General features: G+C 40.2%; 9 protein-coding genes and 3 tRNA genes. 8 read left to right on the forward strand and 4 right to left on the reverse strand.

Annotated elements, in window-relative coordinates; all coding sequences use genetic code 11:
* Positions 1–228: 228 nt before the first annotated feature.
* Both IJS99_09675 and IJS99_09680 read left to right on the forward strand, forming a co-directional pair.
* A complete protein-coding gene (locus IJS99_09675) occupies positions 229–1,308 on the forward strand; it encodes a hypothetical protein (GenBank protein ID MBQ7562079.1) in 1,080 nt (359 codons plus the stop codon).
* A complete protein-coding gene (locus tag IJS99_09680; GenBank protein MBQ7562080.1) occupies positions 1,301–2,506 on the forward strand; it encodes an FAD-dependent oxidoreductase in 1,206 nt (401 codons plus the stop codon). The genes IJS99_09675 and IJS99_09680 overlap by 8 nt, the downstream gene beginning before the upstream one ends.
* Positions 2,507–2,547: 41 nt before the next feature.
* On the opposite strand, the gene IJS99_09685 is transcribed toward IJS99_09680, so the two are convergent.
* The 3 genes from IJS99_09685 to IJS99_09695 form a co-directional block, all read right to left on the reverse strand.
* Positions 2,548–2,621 (reverse strand) — tRNA-Met (locus IJS99_09685).
* A gap of 15 nt (positions 2,622–2,636) precedes the next feature.
* Positions 2,637–2,713, reverse strand: a tRNA-Met gene (locus tag IJS99_09690).
* A 20-nt stretch (positions 2,714–2,733) separates the two neighbouring features.
* Positions 2,734–2,817 (reverse strand) — tRNA-Leu (locus IJS99_09695).
* Positions 2,818–2,941: 124 nt separating this feature from the next.
* Here IJS99_09695 and IJS99_09700 point away from each other — a divergent pair.
* Entirely contained in the window at positions 2,942–4,321 is a 1,380-nt protein-coding gene (locus IJS99_09700; protein MBQ7562081.1) for a sodium-dependent transporter, read from the forward strand.
* 30 nt (positions 4,322–4,351) lie between these two features.
* Positions 4,352–5,734, forward strand: coding sequence for a sodium-dependent transporter (locus IJS99_09705; GenBank protein ID MBQ7562082.1), 1,383 nt, complete (start codon positions 4,352–4,354; stop codon positions 5,732–5,734).
* On the opposite strand, the gene IJS99_09710 is transcribed toward IJS99_09705, so the two are convergent.
* Positions 5,731–5,904 carry a hypothetical protein gene (locus IJS99_09710; protein MBQ7562083.1) on the reverse strand — a complete coding sequence of 58 codons (174 nt, stop codon included), beginning with the start codon at positions 5,902–5,904 and terminating at the stop codon, positions 5,731–5,733. The genes IJS99_09705 and IJS99_09710 overlap by 4 nt on opposite strands.
* Before the next feature lie 183 nt (positions 5,905–6,087).
* Between IJS99_09710 and IJS99_09715 the strand changes: the two genes are divergently transcribed.
* The 4 genes from IJS99_09715 to IJS99_09730 all read left to right on the forward strand — a co-directional run bounded on the left by IJS99_09715 (position 6,088) and on the right by IJS99_09730 (position 11,334).
* A complete protein-coding gene (locus IJS99_09715; protein ID MBQ7562084.1) occupies positions 6,088–6,246 on the forward strand; it encodes a rubredoxin in 159 nt (52 codons plus the stop codon).
* A 213-nt stretch (positions 6,247–6,459) separates the two neighbouring features.
* Complete coding sequence (locus IJS99_09720; protein ID MBQ7562085.1) at positions 6,460–8,904, forward strand: flagellin; 2,445 nt, start codon at positions 6,460–6,462, stop codon at positions 8,902–8,904.
* Positions 8,905–9,040: 136 nt separating this feature from the next.
* Entirely contained in the window at positions 9,041–10,057 is a 1,017-nt protein-coding gene (gene gap, locus IJS99_09725; GenBank protein MBQ7562086.1) for a type I glyceraldehyde-3-phosphate dehydrogenase, read from the forward strand.
* 137 nt (positions 10,058–10,194) lie between these two features.
* Complete coding sequence (locus IJS99_09730; GenBank protein ID MBQ7562087.1) at positions 10,195–11,334, forward strand: AI-2E family transporter; 1,140 nt, start codon at positions 10,195–10,197, stop codon at positions 11,332–11,334.
* Positions 11,335–11,415: the final 81 nt, after the last annotated feature.

An 11,415-nucleotide genomic window follows, 5' to 3' on the forward strand; every position in this document is an offset into this window, starting at 1 on the left:
AAATTAAATTTGTTTGTTAATAAATCCCTCTGTGTGATAGAATTCATGCGGAGGGAATAAATTTTTTAAGTATTAAGGAGGTTGACAAGAATGAAAGAATTTGCGTATAATGTCGCAGGTCGCAGGTCGCAGGTCGCAGGTCGCAGGTAGATTCTATTCTTTCACAGGTTAAAATATTATCCCATAAAAAATTAATTCGTTTTTCTTTATTGTTGGGAGGCTGCTCTCATGATTAAAGAGTTAATCTCAACAAGATTTAAGAATATGAAGGGTCAATTTTACCGCCCTGTTATTTATGAGTGGGAAGAGGAAATAGCAAAATATTTTAATGTCCCGGTAAAACAAGTATTTCAAGATACACGAGACATAACAAAATATTTTAGAAAATTTATTCAAGCAATCAAAAATTTAATCAAGACTCTATTTCCTTTTACAGTAAAAATAAAACGCTCTGTAATTGATCCTGTAAGTATGCCGATATTAGTTCAGGATTTAAATTTGCCGTTATCAATATCATTCTTATTGTTTCACGGTGAAATGTCTGTGTGTGTTGGAAATAATGCACTGCCGATTTTTTTAGACATTTGGGGAGGTGAAAATAGTTATGATTTTGAACAAGTTCTCAGGCGCACAAAAGATTTAAAAATTTTTTATGTAACATCTCGATATATTTTCAACTGTATTAAAGCTAGAAATCCTGAGCGTAATGTGCGTTATATGCCGCTCTCTGTTGCAGATAAATATCACTCTGAAAATTTTATGAAATATCGCAGCAAAGATATTGACGTGCTTCAATTTGGCCGTAAAGATGAGATCCTTCATGAATATATGCTCAAATATGCAAGCGAACACAAAAATATTAATTATGTATATTGCGCAGAAACTGGAAACAGTGATTATCTATCAACAACAAACGGCAATTTAGGTAAAATGAAGACTCGTGATGAATTTATAAAATTGTTGTCCCGCGCAAAAATAAGCCTCGTATCACCTCCCGGAATGGATAAAAAAGTTGATTCTAAATATGGAATTAATTTTGTTACACCGAGATTTTACGAGTCTGCAATTTTAGGCTGTGCATTAATCGGCCGTTATCCTGACAATCAAGAATTTCGCGAGCTCAATATGTCTAAATACTGCCCTAATATCACGAGCTATGAACAATTTTGCGAATCCCTTGAGCTTGCACTAAATATAACGCCTGAAGAATTATACTCGCAAAATCATGACTTCATAATAAATTCTTTAACAAGTCAGCGCGCAAAACAAATTGAGAGAGATTTACGCGAAATAATATATCATGACTAAATATTTAATTCTCGGAGCGGGGCCGGCTGGTCTTAGTTTTGCACATAGATTATTAAAGCTGGGTGAGAAAGATTTTATAATTCTTGAAGCAAATAACGAGGCTGGCGGGCTGTGTAGATCTCTCAAAGTTGACGGCTCAATAATTGATATAGGCGGCGGGCATATTCTCGACGTCAGGCGGCCTGAAGTAGTAAAATTTTTATTTGATTTCATGCCTCGTTCAGAATGGAATTATTTTACTCGCGACACTATAATAAATTTTCAGGGGCAAAATATCTCTCACCCTTTTGAAGCTAATATTTGGCAGCTCGATATTGAATCTCAAGTAAATTTTTTGTGTTCGATTGCCCGGGCCGGCTGTGTTACTGGTAAGAGTAAACCTGAAAAATTTTGCGACTGGATTATATGGAAGCTCGGCGAGAAAATAGCGCGTGATTATATGCTGCCTTATAATCAAAAAATGTTCGGTGATGAATTAAATAATTTAGGCACTTATTGGCTTGAGAAATTGCCGGAAGTCAGCTTTGAAGACACCTTAAAATCTTGTCTTGAGCACAGAGCCCGCGCAAAACAGCCCGGACATGCTGAATTCTTTTATCCCGTAAAATCCGGTTATGGTGAATTATGGCTGAGAATGGCAAAATCTCTTGAAAGACAAATTTTTTATAATCAGCACGTTTCTTGTGTAGATTTTGACTCGTTGAGAGTTAAGACTCTTGAGGGCGGCGAATTCAACGCAGATATAATCATTAACACTATACCCTATAAAGAATTTCGCGAGCTTTCAGGAATGCCCGACTCTTTGCGCGATTCTATAAATGAACTCAAGCACACTTCTATAGCGATAAAATATTTTCATGAGAATCTAAATATTTCGGCTCAATGGGTATATTGTCCTGACTTGAATCTGCCCTATCACAGAATATTTTTACAGCATAATATTTTGCCTGACAGCGTAGGCTACTGGACTGAGACGAATGCAGAAAGATTATCACCCGGCGAAAAAGTTTTATACTTGAATAAATATTCATATCCGTTAAATACGCTTAACAAGCCGCGAGTCATGAATAATTTATTAACGTGGCTTAAAAGCAAAAATTTTTACGGGCTCGGACGCTGGGGGGAACATCAGCATTATAACTCGGATTTAGTTGTCGAACTTGCTATAAAACTTGCTGATAAATTAGTTGCTGGGTAATAAAAAAAGTCGCTTTTACGCGGCTTTATTATTTGTTGTAGTGGCGGCACCTGGATTCGAACCGGGGACAACGCGGGTATGAACCGCGTGCTCTAGCCAACTGAGCTATACCGCCATGATTTTGCGATTTTGGTGGCGGGGAAAGGATTTGAACCTTTGACCTTCGGGTTATGAGCCCGACGAGCTTCCAGACTGCTCCACCCCGCGACGTGGCTTAATAAAAAATGTGCCGGACGAGGGATTTGAACCCTCACGGACTTTACGCCCTCGGGATTTTAAGTCCCGTGTGTCTACCATTCCACCAGCCCGGCAACACGATAAATATTTTAGCGTAAATGACTCTTTTATGCAAATTTTAAGTTTATTACATGCTGATATAATATTTTCTTGATTTTGATTATTACGTAAAAAATTTTTGCAGGAGGTTTATTAAAATTGGAAGGTAATTCAAGAGAAACATTTGCGAGCAGATTAGGATTTATATTTTTGTCTGCAGGCTGTGCAATAGGACTCGGCAATGTTTGGCGATTCCCATTTATAACGGGTAAATACGGCGGGGCTGCGTTTGTGTTGATTTATATAGCATTCTTGCTGTTGTTAGCTCTACCCATTATGGTAATGGAATTTTCCGTAGGCCGTGCCTCAAAAAAAAGTCCCTCGCGTTCATTTGCTGTCTTGCGTCCTGAGCATAAAGTCTGGTCAATATGGGGCTATGCTGCGTGGCTTGGAAATATTTTACTCATGATGTTTTATACGACTATAACGGGCTGGATGTTGATATATACTTATAATTCAGCGATCGGAAGTTTTGAGGGGCTTAATGCTGAGGCGGTCGGCAAATTTTTCGGTGATTTTCTTGATTCTCCGTCTCAAATGGTCATCGGCATGACCCTTTCTGTATTAATCGGCTCTGCTGTATGTTTTTCAGGTTTGAGAAATGGAGTCGAGCGCGTTACAAAAATTATGATGTGCGGCCTGTTAATAATCATGATTTCTCTTGCTGTCAGGTCTGTAACTCTTGAAGGTTCAGAGAAAGGACTAGAATTTTATCTCAAGCCCGATTTCAGCAAATTAGTATCAGACGGACTCATGACAGCTTTATATGCGGCACTGGGTCAGGCGTTTTTTACGTTGAGTCTTGGTATAGGCTCAATGGCCATATTTGGAAGTTACATCGAGAAAGATAGATCTTTATTCGGTGAAAGTTTAATAGTAACAGGGCTTGACACTTTTGTAGCATTGACTGCGGGATTAATAATATTTCCTGCCTGTTTTGCCTATGGAATTAACCCCGGAGCAGGTCCCGGCCTAATATTTGTTACGCTGCCTAACATGTTTAATGCGATGCCGAGCGGACAAATCTGGGGGACATTATTTTTCCTGTTTATGAGTTTCGCGGCACTCTCTACAGTTATAGCAGTCTTTGAAAATATTGTAGCTTGTTTCATGGATCAATTTGGCTGGACTAGAAAAAAATCAGTTATTATCATGACAATTTTAGTTTTTGTGTTATCGATTCCATGTGCATTAGGCTTTAATTTATGGAAAGATATTCAGCCTTTAGGAGCTGGCACGGGCGTTCTTGATCTTGAAGATTTTATTGTAAGCAATAACATGCTCCCGTTCGGTTCAGTTATATATTTATTATTCTGTGTTACTCGTTACGGCTGGGGCTGGGATAATTTCATAAAGGAAGCTGACGAGGGGAAGGGACTCAAATTTCCGGCTGCTTTACGCTGTTATTTGACGTATATCGTGCCTGTTATCATGCTTGTAATTATCGGAGTCGGTTATTATCAGACTTTCGCAAAATAATTTATTAATATTTCATGGGAGAATTTATCAATGCAGGATTTAAATAAATCGCGTGAGACTTTAGGGAGCAGACTGGGATTTATATTTTTGTCAGCAGGTTGTGCAATAGGTCTCGGAAACGTTTGGAGATTTCCATTTATCACCGGACAATACGGCGGAGCAGCTTTTGTATTAATATATATATTCTTCCTGTTATTTCTTGCGCTGCCCATTTTAGTAATGGAGTTTGCAGTAGGCCGGGCATCTCAAAAAAGTGTGAGTCAATCCTTTGAAGTCCTTGCGCCTAATAAAAAAATTTGGTCATTATGGGGTTATGCGGGCTGGCTGGGCTGTATATTACTCATGATGTATTACACTGTTGTAGCCGGATGGATGATAGCATATACTTGTTATTCAGCGTCGGGAATTCTTGAGGGCATTACACCGGACGAGGTCGGAGCAGTTTTTGGCGGTCTTGTCTCGAATCCTGAACGTACAGCACTTTGGCTATATGTCGCAGTCTCAATTGGCTTTATAGTCTGTTGTGCAGGTCTTGAGGCCGGAGTCGAGCGCGTTACAAAAATTATGATGGCCGGGCTGTTAATAATTATGATAGCTCTTGCAGTAAGATCCGTAACTCTTGAGGGTTCAGAGAAGGGACTAAAATTTTATTTGCAGCCCAGTTTTGAGAATTTAACAGCAAAAGGTTTCTGGACGAGCGTTTATGCAGCACTGGGACAAGCATTTTTCACGCTGGGACTGGGAGTCGGAAGCATGGCCATATTCGGAAGTTATATCAGCAAAGAAAAATCTTTAATGGGTGAAAGTTTAATAATTACCGGACTTGACACGTTTGTTGCTTTAACTGCAGGATTAATAATATTCCCGGCCTGTTTTGCTTATGGAATTAACCCCGGAGCCGGCCCCGGATTGATATTTGTTACTCTTCCTAACATGTTTAACTCAATGCCGAACGGGAGAATCTGGGCTACACTATTTTTCTTGTTTATGAGTTTTGCCGCGCTGTCTACAGTTATAGCAGTGTTCGAGAATATAATAGCCTGCTTTATGGACAAATTTAATATGAAGAGAGTACCAGCCTCAATTATTACATGCGTGGGAATCTTTATTCTGTCATTGCCCTGCGCTTTCGGGTTTAATATTTGGTCAGGATTCCAGCCGCTGGGAGAAGGCTCGAATGTATTAGATCTCGAAGATTTTATCTTGAGTAATAATATTTTGCCGATCGGAACGACTATATATTTATTATTCTGCGTTACTCGTTACGGGTGGGGCTGGGATAATTTTATTAAAGAAGTCGACACGGGCGAAGGACTCAAATTCCCGAAATTTTTGCGCGGCTATTTAACTTATGTAGTGCCGGTTATAATGCTCGTTATATTCGTTGTAGGCTACTGGGAGAAATTTTTCTAGTTTAGTGCGTGATTATTTGCGAATTCATGAATATATGAAATATTTGCGGGACTCATATGGCTATATATTCCGGGCTGTAATGCGTAAAAAATTTTTGTGAATCTGGTAATATAGTGATTACAAGAAATTTTGCCGGTTATTGCATTATGATTTACGGGCTGGGAATGCATGAAAGATTTTGCGAATATGCTAGAGATTTTGCCGGTTATGCATTCGGGGCCTGCTATAAAAAATTTTGCCGGTTCTGATATAAGATTTTCGCGTTAAAATTTTGCGAGGGCTGAAATATGCAAGTTATTCAAGCATTCATGTTATAATTATCGCAATTTATAGAGGGAGGTTATTATTCAAAAATGAAAAAATACGTTTGCACAGTATGCGGTTACGTCTATGATCCTGCAGTAGGAGACCCTGATAACGGAATTCCCGCGGGTACAGCTTTTGAAGATTTGCCGGAAGATTGGACTTGCCCCCCTTGCGGAGTAGGTAAAGAAATGTTCGAGGCAGAATAAACGAGATAAAATTTTTTGATTCCCCTGTCATTCACGGCGGGGGAATTTATTTTTTTGTCAAGATATAATTACGCAAGAATTAAAGTTTGAATATTCAACACCGATATATAACGTGTGAGGGCAGGGAAGCCTGATAAAATACAAAGGACTGTAGCACATAAATAAAAAATTTTGAGAGACGGCTTAAAACCGTTTGCAGGAGGCTAATATACAATGAGGATTTATCACAATATACCGGCACTCACAGCGTATAACTCGTTAAATGCGACAAATACGGCTATGGAGAAATCAATTCAGAAACTCTCAACAGGTTTGAGAATTAACTCGGCAGCAGATGACGCGGCAGGATTCGCAATCAGTGAAAAAATGCGCTCGCAGATTAACGGACTCGAAATCGCAATAAGAAACACTCAAGACGCTACGTCAATGCTTCAGGTCGCGGAAGGTGCACTCGGCGAGACAAATTCAATGCTTCAGAGAATGCGCGAACTTTCTGTACAGGCTTCAAATGATACTCTTACTTCACAAGACAGAAGTTATATACAGCTTGAAATCGATCAGCTCGTTGACCAGATTAACAGAGTCGCGAATACGACACAATTTAACAAGAAGAGATTACTTGACGGCAGTTCAGCAGGTATAACATCATCGAGTAATTTAAGCGTCAGGGCATTCGTTCGCGGTTCATTGAGGGAGCTCGACCAGTTCGGCCAGAAAAAATCTTTTGAGGGTAACTATAAAATTAAAGTAAACGTCGATCCTAATCAGACAGGACAAGGCCAAGTGCAGAAATCTTCTATTATGACGATTAAGCATCCTAATGTAATTACAGACGTAGAAATTAACAGCGATGAAGGCATTGTTAAAGTTGCAGTCGATAATTTACCGGCCGCAAATTTTGAATTAAGTGCTGTAACAACTCCTCCTGTTTCATCAGCCAGCGCAATTTCTTCATATTATGGATTTGATGAGGCTGCTGATTTAAGCGAAGTTCAGGCATATTTTACTCCGACTATAACAACAACTGCAGGCGATATTAATAATGCCAGTATCTTATTTGAGATTACTTCTACAAGTTCAGACAGCATTACTCTTAAAGCACAGTCAAATATTCTCGGACTTGACGGAACTGTAAACAGTGCTGTAATGGAAAATATTATTTTGCGCAATGACGGCACTACTACAACTACGCCGGATTTATCAAAACTTATCGGACTTGATGACGATGCCGGAGCATTCAATTTAGCTCTTGCAATACAGCCCGATGCTGATGCCCCCGAATTCAAGACAGGCGATAAATTTGTCTTTAACGTAGTCGGTGAAAGCACAACGACTGCCGCAGATATGGGAGTAAGTGTTACAGCAACTCAAGATCCCGACTGGCCATATAACTGGACTACGAATAATAATACAGCTGGTGAAAGTGTCTTTGCTGATACGGGCACATTAACTTATGCGCTTAATTCGTCCAATTGTCAGAATAAAGATATTCATTTCCGTAATTATTATTTAGATCAACAGAGGGGCACTGTTTACGACGGCGATATTATTATTACAACTGATGATAATTTTGCTGTTGCTAATATGACGGACGGCGACACCCTCACGAAATTTACAGCTGCATATATCGGCAAGACAGCAACGGGAGATACAAAGCTCCGTGATTTAAATACATTTTGGAACACTTCAGGCGTATTTATGCTTGAGAATCCGCAGACAATTACAATTACTCAGGGCGACGGCAAGAAAGCAAGCGTTACTCTTTATGCTACTGATACACTTAACGAGCTTCGTTCTAAATTTAACAGCGCAATTGCAAACGATCTCGGTCAATCCCAGTATGTTAACGGCTCTTACTCTGATTATTTCTGCACGTTCGTTGAGAAAGAACAGGGAGTCGACATGCCCGCACAAGGTCTTGAGACAGTACCCGGCACGTTTATTTTCAGGTCATTGCTTGCAGGTTCAGCGGGTGATTTGACGTTCAGCGGCGACGAAGATTTAATTAACACTCTTGCGTTCAACGTCGTTAAAGAAAGCTCAGTAGCAGCCTTCCAAGCCTCGATTTATGACGCTCACACCGGCACGCCTATAGCAACAAATGTGAAAGTCTCTGATAATCACTTAATCGGGATACTTCATGACAATGTAGATATTGAATTTGACGCTATGGCAGGAATTCAGGCAACATGGAGTCCTACAGAGAAAAACTTTATTCTTACTCCGACAAGTAACGGCTATGAGGCTACAATTCACATCGTTGACAGCTCTACAGTCTTCCAAATCGGCGCAAATGAGGGCGAAGATATTGCTATAGACATCGGCAACATGTCAGCAGCTTCACTCGGTGTAACTAAAGTAAACGTCGCAACCCGTGAGACAGCAGCCGCAGCAATAGGAATTATCGACCACGCTATTAATATCGTATCGAGTCAGCGTGCTAAAATCGGCGCATATCAGAACGCTTTAGACTACACAAGCGAGAACTTGACAACTACAATGACAAATTTAAGCGCGGCAGAGTCCAGAATCAGAGACGCAGATATGGCAAAGGAAATGATGGAGTTCGTGAAACTTCAGATTCTCAACCAGTCCGGCACGTCAATGCTCGCACAGGCCAACCAGCTCCCGCAGTCAGTGTTAAGTTTATTGCAGTAATAAAATATTTCGCGCTGATAAAATTAAAATATTCGAGATCCGGAAAAAATCCGGGTCTTTTTTTGTGTTCACGCGCTTATTTTGTTGTATAATAGCCTCGAATTCATTTATATAGTATTAGGAGGAAATTTTTATTATGGCTGTAAGAGTTGCAATTAACGGCTTTGGAAGAATCGGAAGACTTGCTTTCCGTCAAATGTTCGATGCAGAGGGCTACGAAGTCGTCGCTATTAATGACCTTGTTAAACCCAGCATGTTAGCTCACCTTCTCAAATATGACACAACGCACGGAAGCTACAAGAAAAATAGTATCACAGCCGATGACGAGGCCGGAAAAATCACAGTAGACGGCAAAGATATTACCATTTACGCAAAGCCGAAAGCAGAAGAATTACCCTGGGGCGAATTAAAAATTGATGTCGTTCTTGAGTGCTCAGGATTCTACGCTTCAAAAGAGAAGGCACAGGCTCATATCACCGCAGGAGCCCGCAAAGTAGTTATCTCTGCACCCGCCGGAAATGATTTACCCACAATCGTTTATAACGTCAATCACAAGACACTCAAGGCAAGCGATACAATTATTTCTGCCGCATCATGCACGACAAACTGCCTCGCTCCTATGGCAAAGGCTCTTAACGATTTAGCCCCGATCGTGTCAGGTTTCATGACTACAGTACACGCTTATACAGGCGATCAGATGATTCTCGACGGCCCTCACAGAAAGGGTGATTTACGCCGCGCAAGAGCAGCAGCCTGCAACATCGTCCCGAACTCAACAGGAGCAGCAAAGGCAATCGGACTCGTTATTCCTGAATTATCCGGCAAACTTGACGGAGCAGCGCAGAGAGTTCCCACTCCTACAGGTTCTACTACGATTCTTGACGCAGTAGTTGAAGGCACATGGACAAAGGAACAAGTCAATGACCAAATGAAGAAGGAAGCGACAGAGTCATTTGAGTATAACACTGATCAAATAGTATCGTCTGATATTATTGACAGCACAGCGGGATCAATTTTTGACGCAACACAGACAAAATGCAAGCCAGTCGGGGATAAAATGACTCTCGTTCAGGTTGTATCTTGGTACGATAACGAGAATTCTTACACGAGCCAAATGGTAAGAACTATTAAATATTTCTCGGAGCTTAAATAATTTATTTACGGCTTAATCTAAGAAATTAATTAATCGCTCCTGCCTGAATCAAATCGGGCGGGAGTTTTTTTGCGCTATAATATTCACAAATTTTTTAACGCATGAAATTTTTATAATCTGGAGATGAAAATTTATTCATGAAATTATTTGTGAGTCTGATGGGATTTATTTCTGCTGTAGTTCTCTGTGTAGTTCTTCACGTAGCAAGTAATATGTTTATTCCGCTTGTTATAGCATGGTTTATCCTGCAAATTCTGCGCCCTGTCGTAAAAATCGGCAAAACTTTAAGGCTCAATGCGTGGCTTAATATTACACTTGTTTTTGCGATTTTAACAATTGCGGGCATTATCGGCTTTAAATTTGTAGCTGTTCAGGTCGTAGAATTCGGGCGTGTCTATGACGCTTATTCTGACAAATTAATAGAATGGTTCGTAAATTTACTGAAGACTCTCAGCATTCCCCCTGAAGCTGTCAAAAATTTCAACTGGCTGGGACTCTTACAGGATAACGCGCGCAATATTTCAGAATTAGTAATAGCTCTCTCAAGCAAATTTGTATTAACTCTAGTTTTCTTGATGTTCATGTTATTAGAAGCTCCATTCTTAGACGAAAAAATTAATAAAGCATTCGGACATAACGCAGAAAGAGTACAAAAAATTTTAAGCACAATTTCCGAGCAAGTAAGCCGCTATTTAGGGACTCTCGCGTTAATAAGCATAGTTACAGGAATATTTGCGTGGATTGTCCTGACAGTTTTAGACGTTAGACTAGCAGCCGGCTGGGGAGTCTTGACTGTCCTATTAAATTTTATTCCGACGGTGGGATCAATTATCGCGACGATTCCGCCGGTTGTCATGGCAATAATTCAATTTTCGCCGAGTTTCTTCACTCCTTTATTAGTTCTCGTTTCTCTCACAGCCATTCAATTAACAATCGGAAATATTATCACTCCTAAAGTTATGGGCGACAGGCTCGGAGTCAGTCCCGTTGTAATATTATTATCGCTCTTATTATGGGGCATGATCTGGGGGATTCCGGGGGCTTTGTTGTCGACTCCGATTGTGTCAATTATAAAAATTGTCTGTGAAAATATACCGTCATTGCATTCAATTGCTGTATTAATGGGAAGCGGTGATTTTGTAATGAAGACTCCGACTCCGCTGGAAAAATCAGCACGAATCCCCGTGATTACTTCAGCCGTTAAAGAAGTCGTCCGCGAAAAAATTGCAGGTGCAGCAAAGAAAATCAGCAAAAAGAGTCAAGATAAGCATAAATAAAACTTGACTAATAATGAATCAGTCTCTAAAATATTTCATGTTTTGAGGCGGTATAGCCAAGCGGTAAGGCAGAGGACTGCA

This window comes from Synergistaceae bacterium, assembly GCA_017444345.1.
Taxonomy (GTDB): Bacteria; Synergistota; Synergistia; order Synergistales; family Aminobacteriaceae; genus JAFUXM01.